14 protein-coding genes are annotated in these 14834 nt (G+C 37.8%); 8 read left to right on the top strand and 6 right to left on the bottom strand.

Annotation, left to right across the window (positions count from 1 at the left end):
- The first annotated feature begins 5 nt into the window (after positions 1–5).
- The 4 genes from LG402_RS01910 (at position 6) to rhaM (ending at position 3588) form a co-directional block, all read left to right on the top strand.
- Positions 6–1256, top strand: a complete 1251-nt coding sequence (locus LG402_RS01910; protein ID WP_109408573.1) for an L-rhamnose isomerase — start codon at positions 6–8, stop codon at positions 1254–1256.
- Positions 1257–1266: 10 nt separating this feature from the next.
- A complete protein-coding gene (gene rhaD, locus LG402_RS01905; RefSeq protein WP_166540352.1) occupies positions 1267–2088 on the top strand; it encodes a rhamnulose-1-phosphate aldolase in 822 nt (273 codons plus the stop codon).
- Positions 2089–2163: 75 nt separating this feature from the next.
- Positions 2164–3198, top strand: a complete 1035-nt coding sequence (gene rhaT / locus LG402_RS01900) for an L-rhamnose/proton symporter RhaT (RefSeq protein WP_109408572.1) — start codon at positions 2164–2166, stop codon at positions 3196–3198.
- Positions 3199–3273: 75 nt separating this feature from the next.
- Complete coding sequence (gene rhaM / locus LG402_RS01895) at positions 3274–3588, top strand: L-rhamnose mutarotase (RefSeq protein ID WP_109408571.1); 315 nt, start codon at positions 3274–3276, stop codon at positions 3586–3588.
- Positions 3589–3633: 45 nt separating this feature from the next.
- On the opposite strand, the gene LG402_RS01890 is transcribed toward rhaM, so the two are convergent.
- The 3 genes from LG402_RS01890 to rbsK all read right to left on the bottom strand — a co-directional run bounded on the left by LG402_RS01890 (position 3634) and on the right by rbsK (position 6652).
- Positions 3634–4482 (bottom strand): helix-turn-helix domain-containing protein, encoded by an 849-nt coding sequence (locus LG402_RS01890; RefSeq protein WP_109408570.1) that lies wholly within the window; start codon positions 4480–4482, stop codon positions 3634–3636.
- A gap of 45 nt (positions 4483–4527) precedes the next feature.
- Positions 4528–5334 carry an HTH-type transcriptional activator RhaS gene (gene rhaS / locus LG402_RS01885; protein WP_109408569.1) on the bottom strand — a complete coding sequence of 269 codons (807 nt, stop codon included), beginning with the start codon at positions 5332–5334 and terminating at the stop codon, positions 4528–4530.
- 397 nt (positions 5335–5731) lie between these two features.
- Positions 5732–6652: a ribokinase gene (gene rbsK, locus LG402_RS01880; protein ID WP_227336332.1), complete on the bottom strand. Its 921-nt coding sequence runs from the start codon at positions 6650–6652 to the stop codon at positions 5732–5734.
- 179 nt (positions 6653–6831) lie between these two features.
- Between rbsK and deoC the strand changes: the two genes are divergently transcribed.
- The 4 genes from deoC to prfH all read left to right on the top strand — a co-directional run bounded on the left by deoC (position 6832) and on the right by prfH (position 10392).
- Complete coding sequence (deoC, locus tag LG402_RS01875) at positions 6832–7500, top strand: deoxyribose-phosphate aldolase (protein WP_072069516.1); 669 nt, start codon at positions 6832–6834, stop codon at positions 7498–7500.
- A gap of 55 nt (positions 7501–7555) precedes the next feature.
- Entirely contained in the window at positions 7556–8332 is a 777-nt protein-coding gene (locus LG402_RS01870; RefSeq protein WP_109408567.1) for a DeoR family transcriptional regulator, read from the top strand.
- Positions 8333–8644: 312 nt separating this feature from the next.
- On the top strand, positions 8645–9781 hold the full coding sequence (locus LG402_RS01865; RefSeq protein ID WP_227336331.1) for an RNA ligase RtcB family protein: 1137 nt from the start codon (positions 8645–8647) through the stop codon (positions 9779–9781).
- Positions 9781–10392 carry a peptide chain release factor H gene (prfH, locus tag LG402_RS01860; RefSeq protein ID WP_166540350.1) on the top strand — a complete coding sequence of 204 codons (612 nt, stop codon included), beginning with the start codon at positions 9781–9783 and terminating at the stop codon, positions 10390–10392. Before LG402_RS01865 ends, prfH begins: the two co-directional genes overlap by 1 nt.
- Positions 10393–10615: 223 nt before the next feature.
- On the opposite strand, the gene LG402_RS01855 is transcribed toward prfH, so the two are convergent.
- From LG402_RS01855 to LG402_RS01845, 3 genes are all read right to left on the bottom strand, one after another.
- Positions 10616–11890 (bottom strand): MFS transporter, encoded by a 1275-nt coding sequence (locus tag LG402_RS01855; protein ID WP_166540349.1) that lies wholly within the window; start codon positions 11888–11890, stop codon positions 10616–10618.
- A gap of 95 nt (positions 11891–11985) precedes the next feature.
- Positions 11986–13572: an N-acyl-D-amino-acid deacylase family protein gene (locus tag LG402_RS01850; protein WP_109408563.1), complete on the bottom strand. Its 1587-nt coding sequence runs from the start codon at positions 13570–13572 to the stop codon at positions 11986–11988.
- Positions 13573–13645: 73 nt separating this feature from the next.
- Positions 13646–14830 carry a YgeY family selenium metabolism-linked hydrolase gene (locus tag LG402_RS01845; RefSeq protein ID WP_166540348.1) on the bottom strand — a complete coding sequence of 395 codons (1185 nt, stop codon included), beginning with the start codon at positions 14828–14830 and terminating at the stop codon, positions 13646–13648.
- Positions 14831–14834 lie beyond the last annotated feature (4 nt).

Raw genomic sequence — 14834 nt, 5'->3', positions numbered from 1 at the left:
GTGCCATGTCTAACATTAAAGAGAGCTATCAACTTGCCAAACAACGTTTTTCACAGATAGGTGTTGATACAGAAAAAGCTATTCAGGCAATGGATGTATTACCTGTGTCTATTCATTGCTGGCAAGGTGATGACGTCTCAGGATTTGAACCTTCAAATACCGCATTAACTGGCGGCATTCAAGCAACGGGGAACTATCCGGGTAAAGCGCGTAATGCTACGGAACTACGTGCGGATATGGAAAAAGCAATGAGCCTTATTCCTGGCTCAAAAAGAGTTAATCTTCATGCCCTTTATTTAGAATCCGATACACCTGTTGAACGCAATGAAATCAAACCTGTGCATTTTGCTAATTGGGTTGAATGGGCAAAACAACAAAACATTGGGCTCGACTTTAATCCTTCGTTTTTCTCTCATCCTTTAAGCCTTGAAGCTACATTAACGCACGCCAATAAAGAGATCCGCGATTACTGGATTGGTCATACCAAAGCATGCCGTCGCATATCAGCCTATTTTGGCGAGTCACTAAATACGGCTTCGGTGATGAACATCTGGATACCTGATGGTATGAAAGACACTCCTATCGATCGCTACGCCCCAAGACAACGTCTTGTTGAAGCGCTTGATGAAGCGATTAGCGAGAAACTCTCCACTAAACATCATATTGATGCTGTCGAAAGTAAATTATTTGGTATTGGCGCTGAATCTTATACCGCAGGCTCTAGTGAGTTTTACCTTGGCTACGCCATTACTCGTCAAACCGCACTTTGTTTAGATGCAGGGCATTTTCACCCAACAGAAGTTATTTCAGACAAAATTTCTGCGGTGATGCCTTACGTTGAACGCTTACTTCTCCATGTGAGTCGCCCTGTTCGTTGGGATAGCGACCACGTTATTTTACTTGATGATGAAACTCAGGCGATCGCAAATGAAATCATCAGACATAACTTACAAAACCGTGTTCATATCGGTCTCGATTTCTTTGATGCTTCTATTAACCGTATCGCTGCTTGGGTTATTGGTACACGTAATATGAAAAAAGCATTGTTACGAGCCTTACTCGAACCAACGCCAATGTTACGACAATTAGAAATTGATGGTGATTTCACAGCTCGCCTAGCCTTATTGGAAGAACAAAAAGCACTGCCTTGGCAAGCGGTTTGGGACGAATATTGTGAACGCCAAAATGTTCCTGTTGGTGATAAGTGGTTACAAGAAGTTCGTCATTATGAAAATAGTGTTTTATCAAAAAGATAAGGTGATCACCATGCAAAAAATTCTCACATCTTGTTTTGTGCAAGGCATGATCAAAGCGACCAGTGATATGTGGTTAAAAGGCTGGGATGAACGTAATGGCGGGAATGTCAGCTTACGTTTAACACCTGAGGAAGTTTTACCTTATCAAGGAGACTTTTATTCAACACCACGTTATATCGAAGTCACAGAACCCGTTAAAGAATTAGCAAATCAATATTTTATCGTGACAGGATCAGGTAAGTTTTTTCGCAACGTAGCACTAGATCCCGAAGATACCTTGGGATTAGTAAAAATTGATGAAGAAGGTCAGGGTTATCACATTATTTGGGGATTGATTAATGGTGGCGTTCCTACTTCTGAATTTGCAGCCCATTTTCAGTCACATATTACACGCTTAAAAGTTACTCAAGGGCAAAATCGCGTCATTATGCATTGCCATGCGACAAACTTAATTGCCCTTAGCTACGTACTACCGCTCGATAGTGCCACGATCACACGTCAACTTTGGGAAATGAGCACCGAATGTTTAGTTGTATTCCCAGATGGTATTGGCGTTTTCCCTTGGATGGTACCCGGAACAGATGGCATTGGGCTTGAAACAGCACGACAAATGGAAAAACATGGGCTGGTTTTATGGCCATTCCATGGCATTTTTGGCTCAGGCCCGACCCTTGATGATGCATTTGGCTTAATTGATACCGCTGAAAAATCAGCTGAAATTCTGGTTAAAGTGCTCTCTATGGGGGGAAAAAAGCAGACTATCTCTACCGAAAATCTCATTGCATTAGCTAAACGTTTTAATGTTTCTCCAATGCGCGAAGCACTGAAATAACACCTATTTCTTTGTGACAGAGTCGTTCCTTTGTCACAAAGAAAAACACAATAATAATGGTATGAGGAAAAACTCATGGGTAGTGGAATTATATTAGGCATTTTCTGGCACTTTGTCGGTGCCGCCTCCGCTGCATGTTTTTATGCTCCACTGAAAAAAGTTAAAAGATGGTCATGGGAAACCATGTGGTCTGTGGCTGGAATATTTTCTTGGATAATTTTACCTTGGACAATCAGCTACTTATTGCTCCCTGATTTTTGGTCATATTACGCGTCTTTTGGTAGTGAAATCCTATTACCTGTCTTTTTATTCGGTGCAATGTGGGGAGTGGGAAATATTGGTTACGGTCTGACAATGCGCTATTTGGGAATGTCGATGGGAATTGGTATTGCCATTGGGATCACATTAATTGTTGGCACATTAATGACACCAATTATTCAAGGTAAATTCGGCGAGCTTGTTGCTTCAACAGGAGGAAAACTGACTTTAGCTGGAGTGGCTATTGCCCTAATTGGTGTGGCTATAGTCTCTTATGCAGGACTTTTAAAAGAGCGTGCAACTGGTGTTCAAGCTGAAGAGTTTGATCTGAAAAAAGGCTTATTGTTAGCTGTGATGTGCGGTATTTTTTCTGCTGGTATGTCATTTGCGATGAGCGCAGCAGTTCCTATGCATGAAGTTGCATCACAATTAGGCGTTTCATCTCTTTATGTGGCTTTACCAAGCTATGTAGTGATTATGGGTGGCGGTGCATTAATTAACTTAGGTTACTGTTTTAGTCGCTTAATGTGTAAAAAAGATCTTTCTTTCAAACTTGATATTTCTGTCCCTAAAGCGCTCCTGATTAGTAATATCTTATTTGCCATCTTAGGTGGTGGTATGTGGTATTTCCAATTCTTCTTTTATGCGTGGGGACATGCCAATATCCCAACAGAATACGGCTTTATGAGCTGGATGCTACACATGAGTTTCTATGTTTTATGTGGTGGTATCGTCGGTTTAATATTAAAAGAGTGGAAAGATACTGGAAGAAAACCTGTACGCATTTTATCGCTGGGTTGTTTAGTGATCATTCTTGCTGCCAATATTGTGGGTTTAGGCATGGCTGCATAAATCCATTATCAGGGTTAATGTACATTAGCCCTGATATTTCCTGATAAAAATCTTATCTTAATCAAGAGGTGAACCATGATAAGAAAAGCCTTTGTGATGCAAGTTAATGCTAATTCTCATCAAGAGTATCAACAACGACATAACCCGATTTGGCAAGAACTTGAAGCAACGTTAAAAGCCCATGGTGCCCATAATTATTCCATCTTTCTTGATAAAAAAAGAAACCTACTTTTTGGTTATGTGCAAATTGAGTCAGAAGTGCAATGGAATGCTGTCGCTAATACAGAAATTTGCCAAAAATGGTGGAAATACATGTCAGATGTTATGCCATCCAATCCAGATAACAGCCCTATCAGTGATAATTTACACGAAGTATTCTTTCTTAAGTAACCTGTTCATTTTTGGGTGATATTTGAATAATATCGCCCATCTAATTTATTTCTTGTTATGAAAATTTTGCCGGTAATCTCTCGCAGTAATATTCATTTTTTTATGAAAGACAGATGAAAAATAATTACTATCTTCATAACCGCATTGTGCAGCAATATCACTAATTAATAAATCCGTTGTTCTTAATAACGTTGCAGCATGACATAAACGCAATTGTTGTAAATAACCGGTGACTGTCATTCCCGTATTTGATTTAAATAATCGGTATAATGAACGAGAGGCAACATGATGTTCCTGTGCAAATTCATTTAAAGAAAATGGCATTGATATGCTTTGATTTAGTCTTGTAATTAAAATATCAATCAAATGTACAGAACTTACCGGTGAATTATTGGGCTGATAGCGATAACGAGAAATCAGTAAGATAAATTGCAAGAAAAGTGATTCACATAAGTGAATTGAAATACTATCCGGCTTACGACACTCTTTATCTATTTGTTCGATAATAGGAATAAATTGAGACAAACAAGAAGGTGGCAATTTCCATTGGCGCATTTCTTTTATTTCTGTTACTAAAGGAAGATATTTTGATATTTCTTTATTAAACAGTAGCTTTTCAGGTTTATACAATATATTAACTAATTTTAACTGATTAACTGAATAATAACCGTGCCTATCATTCGCATTAATATAAAAAAAATCACCACAAGTAATAGGGTAATCGTCCCCATTCCATGTGTGAATGCCATTTCCGGAGAAAACTATAACTAATTCATTAAAATCATGATCATGAATAACAAAACTCTCTTGCGATTTTCTTTTTTCTATTGTGATCGTATTCTCATCACAAATAAAATAATTATTACTTTTTAGGGATAAAATAGTGTTATTCATGAGCACTCCCAAATACTTAAAAAAACATCATTGCTAGATAGCATTTTATGTGCAATAACGTAACGCTCTGGGTGTGACATTGTACTCATTTTTAAAACAGGTAGAGAAATAGGCGCTATCATTAAAACCACAATTCAAGGCAATATCAGTAATACGTTCATCCGAAAAACGAATTTTATAATAAGCATCTGATAGCCTTAATTTCATTAGATAATTTTGAGGGGATAGCCCTAAATGATTTTTAATATGCCGATGGAGTGTTCGTAATGAAATATCGTACTTCTCAGCAAGAACAGCCCAATCAACAACTTCTAGATAATTCATATTTAACCAGCGTAATACTTGCATCATTTTTTGCTCATTACTTCCATCCGTTATAGTATTATATTTTCCTTCTTGTAACGTCACTAACAATTGAAAAAATAGACTTTCTTCTTCAGCAATGTCATTTCCTGTCACTTTACTTAATTTATCTATTATTTTTTGTGATTTTATAAAATTAGTTTTATTTAATAGCCAATGTGAACCTTTATCTTTATTATTTACAGGAAGAAATTGATTAATATTATTTAAATATTTAAACTCTGATATAGAGCGATATAGAACATTCGTTAAATTCAAACCTGAAACATTATCAAATAAATGGTAATCCTCAGATTTAATATAACAAACCGTTCCTGGACATAATGTATAAGGTCGGCCATTAAGGACATGTAATCCAATACCTTGCGTAACAATAAATATTTCACTGAAATCATGAGTATGTTCAGGAAATATCGGTTGTGGCATCCTAGGCTCTACAGCTATAGGTTGATTTGGTGCTGAAAAATAATCTTCACTGTATAATTTCATTTAGCCCCCTTAGCATAATTATTATTTACTTTCTCAAATAATTCTTTTATTAAGAAATACTTTTGAAAAATACGGTTGAAAAATAAAAATATAAAATAAAGTGGACTGCTAGGTAAAATAATAAGAACAACTAATTCTAAGCAGTAAAAATAAAAATCACCTTTAACATTCAGACAAGAAGCTTTTATTTTTGGCAAAAAATCAAAGAATAGCCTCATAAATTAATAAATTTGTGAAGTCACAGGCAATTAATAATGTATTAAATCTTATTTTCTCACTTAATTATTGCTCGATTTAACCGATATTCCCTCACCTATATAGATGAGGGAAATGATAACAATGTGGCTTAAACGATTAAATAATCAGAATAAGATAATATTCAAGATAAAATTAACCGTTATTTTTTATTTCCTAAAAACTGCCCAAATTCTTCAATACTCGGATAAGAAGATTGTGTGCCTTTTCCGGCAACACTTAAACCTGAAAACATCACCGCTTTATTTAATGCTTCTTCAATATTATTAGTGTGAACATAATAATGGGAAAAACAACCAATAAAAGCATCACCTGCTCCACTGGTATCTATCGCATCAACTTCAATAGCAGGAATGTATTTTTCAATGTCACCATTTATCCATAATGCGCCCTTTTCACCTAATGTGACAATGACATTCTTAAAGCCTTTTTGTAGTAAAGAACAAGCGGCTTCGCGAATTTCATCCATTGTGGTAATTGGCATACCTGTCAAAATTTCAAGCTCTGTTTCATTCGGAACAAAAAAATCACAACGGGCAGCAATATCAAGATCTAATGCTTTTGAAGCGGGTGCAGGGTTAAATAACACAGGAATATGGTGTTTGTTACCAAACTCAATGGCGTGATAGACCGTTTCAAGTGGGATTTCTAATTGCAGTACAATTATTTTGCATTTTTTCAGACTATCGGTCGCTCTATCAATATCTTCTGGCGACAAATGCTGATTAGCACCTTTAACAATTAAAATGCTATTTGACGATTGGGAAGTCACAAAAATAGGTGCAACACCACTTGTTGTACCTGGTACTTTTTCAACATAACGTGTATTGATGCCATAAGATCCTAAATTCATGATGGTGTTATCCGCGAAAATATCATCGCCGACTTTTGTTAACATCATCACTTTTGAATTTAATTTAGCAGCAGCAACCGCTTGATTTGCTCCTTTACCACCACAACCAATTTTAAATGCTGGCGCCTCAAGGGTTTCACCCTCTTTTGGCATCCTATCTATATAGGTGATCAAATCCACCATATTTGAACCAATCACTGCGATATCCATAGCGCCTCTTACTCTTATGTAAAATTTATAAATGTGAAAATAGTGACATTTTGATAGATGCATAACAGTATCATGTTATTTAAATATCATTTGTGATTGTTATCCTGTTAAAACAGCACTAATATGTTGCCAAACTAACATGAGTGATAAATAACAATCTTCTTATTAAGGAATATACAATGCGTCCATTAGCTAATTATATCGATCATACCCTTCTTGCTGCAGATACAACTGAAGCACAAATCAAGAAATTGTGTGCTGAAGCAGCTGAACACGGTTTCTTCTCTGTTTGTATTAACACTTCTTACATCCCTTTAGCAAGAACTTGCCTTGAAGGGAGCGATGTAAAAGTATGTTGTGTTATTGACTTCCCATTTGGTGCTGGTTTAACTGCAACAAAAGCATTTGAAGCCGCTGAAGCTATCCGCCAAGGCGCACAAGAAGTCGATATGGTTATAAACATCGGTATGTTAAAAAGCGGTCGTTTAGACTTCGTCAAACAAGATATTGAAGCTGTAAAAGCGGCTTGTGGTAACACAACACTGAAAGTTATTTTAGAAACTTGCTTATTAACTGACGACGAAGTACGTTTAGTTTGTGAAATGTGTCGTGAGATCCGCGTTGATTTTGTGAAAACATCAACAGGATACAGTACAATGGGCGCCACAGAACATCATGTTGCATTAATGCGTAAAACAGTAGGTGACGAAGTGGGCGTAAAAGCGTCTGGTGGTGTTCGCGATCGCCAAACAGCATTAAACATGATCAAAGCAGGTGCAACGCGTATCGGTGCTAGCGCAAGCGTCGCTATCGCAACAGATTCAGATGCGCCTGAATCAAACTACTAATTATTTAGCGTATATTTTCTTGGAGTACGCTATTCAATAACACAAGGATCCTTCGGTGATAGAGACCAAACAGCACGAACGTTTGCGCCGCCTCAGTGAATGTATAAAACGCTCAGGTCGCATACATCTTAAAGACGCCGCGAGGATCCTTGAAGTTTCTGAAATGACAATTAGGCGTGATCTTAGTTCTGACGCTGAAAATCCATTTCCAATGTCATTATTGGGTGGCTATATTGTTGCATTAGCCCAGCCTCATTTTGGATTAGTTTCAACATCATCCGATATTATTACACCGGATCAAACAGAAGAACTTCATATACCCAATCTTGCCGCCGGTATGGTCTCTGAAGGTGATGTCCTTTTTTTCGATAACGGACAATTAATTCCGACACTAATTGAACTTATTCCTGATAATCTGCATTTCACAGGGATCTGTTATTCTCATCGTGTATTTTTGGCATTAAGCCAGAAGAAAAATGCCACCGTATTACTCTGCGGAGGTGAATATCGCCCTAAAAGTGATTCATTCTACAATCCTACCCAACCTTCTTATCTTGATAGCATTAATCCTAAGAAAGCCTTTATTTCAGCTGAAGGTGTTCATCTCGATTTTGGCGTTACCTGCTATAACATCGACGATCTTTATATGAAGAAAAAAGCGATGGATAAATCTATTCGTAAAATTTTACTCACCAAATATCACTATTTTGATGAAACAGCGACAGGCAACATGGGCGATTTAGCTCAGTTTGATGTTGTTATCACTGATAGAAAATTAACAGATGATTACGAAGATTATTGCCGAAAAAGCTCAGTAAAAGTGATTTATTAATTAAAAGTAGAGAACTAACTAAAATAGATAATAAAGAAAAATCAACCTTAAATTAAATAAATTATATTTATTCTCTTTTATAAAAATAAAGAAAATTCACACCACTTTTTAATTGCTAATGCAAAAAAAAGTGGTTACTATGCCCGCGATTTATTATTTCTTATCCATTTCACTTAACTGCAAGGAGGTATCCCATGACAACTACAAATATGAATACTCTTTGCGGACAATCTCAGAAGTAATCTTTTTTCCTTCTTTTTGCTGTCCGCCAATCAATTTATTTTTTATCCTTTACATTATATGGATTGGTATATGGACAAGTGTGTTCATTATTTATCTGATAGCGTTTGTTATATCGCATCGGATAATACTTGGATTGAAAGCAAAGCAATCCAACAATTAGAAACAACGGCTCAACTTCCTGATATGACTTATGTCGCAGGTATGCCAGATCTACATCCTGGTCGTGGTTATCCTATCGGCGCAGCCTTTTTTTCTGTTAATCGTTTTTATCCTGCCTTAGTCGGAAATGATATCGGCTGTGGTATGACGCTCTTTCAAACGGAATTTAAAAACAGCAAACTTAACTTAGATAAAGCAGAAAAACAGTTGAGTGAAATGAGTGATATCGCACCTTCAGAATGGTTGGAAGCTCATCTACCAACTGAAATGCAAAACCACTCTTTTGCTGGCTCTTTAGGCTCTATTGGTGGTGGTAATCATTTTGCTGAATTCCAACAAATCGACCAAGTGATCAATGAAACGCTTTTTGCTGAAAGTGGTATCAATAAAAAACAGTTATTGCTATTAGTCCACAGTGGCTCAAGAGGTTTAGGACAATCTATCTTACGTGCCCATACAGAACAGTTTGGTCATAAAGGACTGACTGCTAACACCGAAGATGCAAATGAATATTTGCAAGCTCACAATAAAGCACTTGATTATGCAAAGCTAAATCGTCGCCTTATTGGTGAAAGAATGATGCGCCAAATTCGTACTCAAGGTGAAGTTATTTCTGATGTTAATCATAATCTTGTAGAGCCTTGTGAGTTATATGGTCAACAAGGCTGGTTACATCGAAAAGGTGCAACACCAGCACATCACGATATGGTGGTTATTCCAGGATCACGCGGTGATTATAGCTATATTGTTAAGCCCATTGTGTCTGAATTAAGCCTTCATTCATTACCACATGGCGCAGGCAGAAAATGGATGCGTACAGAGTGTAAAGGGCGTTTATCACACCGTTTTACGCCCTTACAACTTTCACGAACTGCATTAGGTAGCCGTATTATTTGTGCCAACAAACAACTGATTTATGAAGAAGCACCACAATCTTATAAATCAATTGAAACCGTGATTGAAAGTATGGTCAGCATTGGATTAATCGAAGTTATTGCACGTTTAAAACCCGTGATCACCTATAAAACAAGTGGGGAGATGGCGTAATGTTATTACAATTCACCTCCGCACAAGGCCCTGAAGAGTGCTGTTTAGCCGTTGAAAAAGCCTTAAATTACTTTTTGAAATCAACGACAAAACAGCAAGTGAACGTTACTGTTCTTGAAAAAGAACCTTCACGTCATGGCTTAAAATCTGCGTTAGTTTCTCTTGAAGGTAGTGATGCACAAGCTATTGCACAACAGTGGGCAGGTTCAGTGCAATGGCAATGTACAAGCACGTTACGACCACGACATAAGCGTAAAAACTGGTTTATTGGTGTTGCTTGTTTTGAACAACCAGATGAAATTAGCGACACAGAAATTGTCTTTGAAACTATGCGTTCAAATGGCCCCGGTGGTCAGCATGTTAACAAAACAGAATCGGCGGTCAGAGCAACACATATTGCCACAGGTATTAGTGTAAAAGTGCAATCAGAACGTAGTCAGCACGCTAATAAAAAGCTCGCTAAGCAACTTATTGCATGGCATTTAGAAGCTTATATGATGAAGCAACACGCCTCATTAAATAGTCAGCGCCATATTGCTCATCATCGAGTGATCAGAGGTGATGCTACACTCTGTTTTAGTGGTAATGACTTTGTGCTTATAAGCAAATAATGTTATTAATCTAACAAAAGCAAAGCCACGATTTTTTTATCGTGGCTTTTTTTAAGACAAAAAGACCCTACAATAAGATTTTTTAATTTAAAAAATCAATAAAGCGTATAGTGAATTTTAATAAATAAATCTTACAGTTAAGATATTTATTCTATTTAATTAATCTTATTTATTTTAATAACATCACACTTATTCAAATATAAACGTTATTAATACTGATTAATTAAATTTCTGCAGGTGTATTTCTCATTTTAACAGTGAACGTCACAACAGCAGAGGCGACTAATGCAATTATCATAAACATAAATGCACTATCATAACTGCCACCACTCGCTTTAATTAAGAAGCCCATAACGGGAGCAGAAACAACACCCGCCATTTGGCCACCGAAGTTAACAATTCCCGAAGCACGGCCCATGATTTTATTTGGGATAGTATCCATTAAAATACCCCAGAACATTGCCATGGCGAAGAACATAAATAATGCTGAAATACACTGATATACAACAGCCATATCCGCACTTTCAACGGTATAAGTCATATATAAGAAGCCTGCTGCAATCACTGCGGTAACCATATATAACCATTTACGCTGTGATTTACATTTATCAGAAACATAACCACCTAATAATGTCCCACCAGCACCAAATAAGAATGGAATAGCTGCCATTACCCCGGTTTTAGCCAAAGAGAATTCACGAACAGTAATTAAATAGCTTGGTAACCAAGTTGAAAATCCCCAAAAGGTAATATCAAACAGAAACCAAATCGCTGCCATTTGCCATAATACGGGCATTTTTAACACATCTTTAAAAGGTACGGCTTCAACAGGTTTATCCGTTAATGTACCATCTGCCGCTAATTCATCGAGATCTTGCTGAGTAATACTTGGGTGATCTTTGGGATTATCACGAGTAAAGAAGTAGATACCTGCGGCAATTAATAAGCCCGGAATACCTAAGACAATAAAGACCATGTGCCAGCCAAAAGCGCCGATAATGCTGGCTGCAACAATGACGGCTAATGCTGGCCCTAAAGTATTTACTGTTGATTGAATTGCAGTAGCACGACCACGCTCTTTAGATGGGAAATAAGTTGAGATCATTTTCCAAGAAGCGGATGGGAAACAGCCTTCACCAATACCAAATAAGAATCGCACTGCTAACATTAACGGTAATGTAAACACCATCCCCGTTAAACTGGTAAATACTGACCACCAAGCGATACCAATTGCCATAATTTTACGCGCACCAAAACGGTCAGCTAAGAAACCACCCGGTATTTGGAATGCAGCATAACCGACAAAGAATGCACTGATGATTAAGCCTTGTTGAGTGGTATCAAGATTAAGATCACGCCCAATAAAAGGTAATGAAACGCTCATCACCATTCTATCTAAGAATGAAAGTAACCATGCTAACCAAATCAAAGATAAAACGGTGTAACGAGCTTTCCATGTTTTCTTCTGTTGAAGATCTGGAATAATATTTGAACTCATTTTCCTGTTCCTCAGGTAAGGGGAAACCATCACGGTTGAAGAACAACCGTGATAAACAGAGATAAGATTTAACGTTTAAGAGCGCTATTGTGTTGTTATGCTCTTAAAACATGACCGCTACAGGCGTAACTTTCGACTCCATTAATTAAAGCAATACGCCCATTGACCATCACCAAATCAATCCCTTCTGGGTATTGGTTTGGTTCAACAAACGTGCCTTTATCAATAATGGTTTCAGGATCAAACATCACAATGTCTGCCGCATACCCTTCTTTAATTAAACCTCTGTCGGTTAATCGAAGGACTTCCGCTGGTTTACCGGTCATTTTGCGGATAGCTTGTTCCCAAGTAAGGCATTTTTCTTCTCTGACGTATTTCCCTAAAACACGAGGGAAAGCACCAAATACACGGGGATGAGGTTTCCCTGCGCCCATTAATCCATCAGTACAGACGTTTTGTTCAGGACGACATAAGAATTTGATAACGTGCTCTTCTGTACCGTAAAAATCCACCATTCCTACCGCATTTTCTTCTTCATATAGCAGGTCAAAGGTTGCGTTATAGGGATCTTTACCTCTCAATTTGCCTAGCTCGACAAGGCTAAGCCCAACAGCATCTTGGTTTTTTTCTGTTTTAGAGCTAGTGACATAAATATTTTCTAATCCTGCGAAATCAATAAAGTTATCCCAACCTGGAATGCCTTTTTCGATATCTTCAATCATCTTTTTACGCAGTTCTGGAGAAGCTAAGCGTTCTAATAATTTCTCTGTACCTCCTGCGTGAACCCAAGGCGGTAAAATCACCCCAAGCATGGTACTGCCTGCCACATACGGATATTGGTCAAAAGAGATACGAATACCCTCTTTTTGGGCTTGCTCTAACATACCGAGCATTTCATCGATTAATCCCCAGTTTTTCTTACCACACACTTTCATATGAGAGATATGCAACCAAACACCCGATGCTTTAGCGATATCAATAAGCTCTTGAGTAGACTGAATAATATCGTCAGCTTCACTACGCTGGTGAACCACAAAAATACCATTGTGCTTCGCGGTAACCTTGCAAAGTTCGATCATTTCTGCGGTATCGCCAAAGGCGCAAGGCATATAAATCAATCCTGTTGATAAACCAAATGCCCCAGCTTTTAATTCACGCTCTAAGATCTCGCACATTTTGGCGACATCTTCACGAGTAGAGGGATTACCTTCTAATCCCATTGCTTCCATTCTGATATTGCCATGAGGCACAAGGTAAGCGAGATTAGTTGCTGAGCCTCTAGCTTCCAACATCCCTAAGTAACCTTCAGTATTTTTAAAATGCCAATCAATACTGTCAGAATCTCCATCTAATCCTGCAATATTCTTACGCCATGCAGAAATATACTGTTCTGGCAATGGTGCTAACGCGACACCATCTTGCCCTAACAATTCCGTGGTGATCCCTTGACGGATCTTTGCCGATAATGCGGGATTAAGTAGTGCAGAAAGATCAGAGTGAGTATGCGTATCAATAAAACCAGGGCAGACTATCTTTCCAGTAGCATCAATTATTTGATCATTTGTTTTTGCATCACACTGACCGATTTTTATTATTTTGCCTTCATTAACCACGACATCAGCTTGAAATGCACTTGCCCCTGTTCCATCAATAACAGTGGCATTTTTAAATATTGTTTTCATTCTGTTATTTCTCCAAAGAGCATCTGGCTATTTCGCCAGATACTCTTCTAGTAAGGATTTATTTTAGTAAGAATTAAAGGTGATAAAGGCTGTTCATAATGCTGTAGTAACCGCTTGCTGCACCTTTTAGTTGTTCAATTTCGATATACTCATCAATGGTGTGCGCCAAATTTTCGCGAGATGGACCAAAACCAATAGTTTTAATGCCGGCTTCACCCGCGTAATGACTGCCATTAGTACAGAAAGAGTATTGTGTAACAGTAGGTTTAAAGCCCGACTCATGTAGCCCTGTTAAAACGCTTTGTACATAAGGATCACTCTCTTCTAATACCCAACCTGGGAAGAAACGTTCACCTTCAATAATGGCACCGGTGTAACATTTTTCAGTACCATAGGCATAAGAGACTTTAGCTTTAAAATCAGCATCTTGATTAGCCAGTTCGTCAATTGCTTTTTGTAATGGTGCGAGTACTTGTTCTTTAGTTTCACCCACTAACAAACGGCGATCATAAGTGGCTCGACAATATTCGGGTACAACCGAAGCACCAGGATAAGGTGAGGATTTTATATCCGTCAGTTCTAAGATCCCTTTTCCTAATATCGGATGAACTGGTGGCGTTAAGGCTCTGATCTTCTCGATCAATTTTGCCATTTTATAAACAGAATTGATCCCCGCATCTGGATTAGCGGAGTGTGCTGGCTTACCGAAGGTTTCAACAACAATTTCGGCTCGACCTCGTTGGCCTATTTTCAGGTTTAATTCTGAGGCTTCACCAATCACCACGTAATCGGGTTTATAGCGCTCTGAAACCAGTCTTGCTGCCACACCTTCAAAGCATTCTTCATGCACAATACAAGAAACATAAATACGGCCAGCAAAATTTCGCTGATTATCTTGGCCATAAAAACCAATTGCCGAAATCATTGCAGCCACAGCACCTTTCATATCACTAGTACCACGACCATAAATCTTGCCGTCTTTTATTTCTGCACCATAAGGTTTTTCTTTCCAGTCATGCTCACTTACCGGTACAGTGTCGATATGACCATCAAAAATAAGGGTTTTCCCTGGGTGTTGGCCTATAATCCCACCAATAATATTGCCGTATTTATCAATATGAATATCATCAAAATCATAGCTTTTCATCATCTCTTCTATGACTTTAACAACGTTACCTTCTTCACCTGAATAGCTTTTTTGTTGGATTAATAATTGGCAATTCTTAATAACTTCATCAAATCGGTTTGCTGATAACATACTT

It is taken from the genome of Proteus sp. NMG38-2, from assembly GCF_020640995.1.
In the GTDB taxonomy this organism is placed as follows: domain Bacteria; phylum Pseudomonadota; class Gammaproteobacteria; order Enterobacterales; family Enterobacteriaceae; genus Proteus.
The sequence above is the reverse complement of the archived record's forward strand: the minus strand, read 5'-3'. Positions and strand labels throughout refer to the sequence as shown.

What these genes read in the sequence shown, in the direction of transcription:
- LG402_RS01910 (WP_109408573.1), top strand. Translation starts at nt 6, where the DNA reads ATGTCTAACATTAAAGAGAGCTATCAACTTGCCAAACAACGTTTTTCA.
- rhaD (WP_166540352.1), top strand. Translation starts at nt 1,267, where the DNA reads ATGCAAAAAATTCTCACATCTTGTTTTGTGCAAGGCATGATCAAAGCG.
- rhaT (WP_109408572.1), top strand. Translation starts at nt 2,164, where the DNA reads ATGGGTAGTGGAATTATATTAGGCATTTTCTGGCACTTTGTCGGTGCC.
- rhaM (WP_109408571.1), top strand. Translation starts at nt 3,274, where the DNA reads ATGATAAGAAAAGCCTTTGTGATGCAAGTTAATGCTAATTCTCATCAA.
- LG402_RS01890 (WP_109408570.1), bottom strand. Translation starts at nt 4,482, where the DNA reads ATGAATAACACTATTTTATCCCTAAAAAGTAATAATTATTTTATTTGT.
- rhaS (WP_109408569.1), bottom strand. Translation starts at nt 5,334, where the DNA reads ATGAAATTATACAGTGAAGATTATTTTTCAGCACCAAATCAACCTATA.
- rbsK (WP_227336332.1), bottom strand. Translation starts at nt 6,652, where the DNA reads ATGGATATCGCAGTGATTGGTTCAAATATGGTGGATTTGATCACCTAT.
- deoC (WP_072069516.1), top strand. Translation starts at nt 6,832, where the DNA reads ATGCGTCCATTAGCTAATTATATCGATCATACCCTTCTTGCTGCAGAT.
- LG402_RS01865 (WP_227336331.1), top strand. Translation starts at nt 8,645, where the DNA reads ATGGACAAGTGTGTTCATTATTTATCTGATAGCGTTTGTTATATCGCA.
- prfH (WP_166540350.1), top strand. Translation starts at nt 9,781, where the DNA reads ATGTTATTACAATTCACCTCCGCACAAGGCCCTGAAGAGTGCTGTTTA.
- LG402_RS01855 (WP_166540349.1), bottom strand. Translation starts at nt 11,890, where the DNA reads ATGAGTTCAAATATTATTCCAGATCTTCAACAGAAGAAAACATGGAAA.
- LG402_RS01850 (WP_109408563.1), bottom strand. Translation starts at nt 13,572, where the DNA reads ATGAAAACAATATTTAAAAATGCCACTGTTATTGATGGAACAGGGGCA.
- LG402_RS01845 (WP_166540348.1), bottom strand. Translation starts at nt 14,830, where the DNA reads ATGTTATCAGCAAACCGATTTGATGAAGTTATTAAGAATTGCCAATTA.